The organism is Pseudomonas sp. BJa5 (genome assembly GCF_030272875.2).
Lineage (GTDB): Bacteria > Pseudomonadota > Gammaproteobacteria > Pseudomonadales > Pseudomonadaceae > Aquipseudomonas.
This window is the reverse complement of sequence record NZ_JALRNG020000195.1, coordinates 1-244: the sequence shown is the minus strand read 5'-3', so window position 1 is coordinate 244 and position 244 is coordinate 1. Positions and strand designations below refer to the sequence as shown.

Annotated in this window: 1 protein-coding gene; it reads left to right on the top strand. The window is 65.2% G+C overall.

Features of this window, described 5'->3' with window-relative positions; genetic code table 11:
- On the top strand, positions 1-244 hold a 244-nt coding region (locus M2D63_RS26000; protein WP_285865912.1), incomplete at both ends, for a HAMP domain-containing protein.

Below are 244 nucleotides of genomic sequence, written 5' to 3'. Positions count from 1 at the left end.
GGGCTGGGTCATCGGCTCGGGGGTCTACATCGATGACATGCAGGCAGAGGTCATGCGCCAGTTGCGCGACGCCTCCTTGCTGGGCCTCGGCATCGCCCTGGTCATGGCCCTGTTGGTGATTCTGATCGCCCGCAGCATCGCCCGCCCCTTGCAGGAAGCTGTGGACGCCATGGCCAACATCGCCAGTGGAGAAAGCGACCTGACCCGGCGCCTGGAGACCCATGGCCGCGATGAAGTGACACAC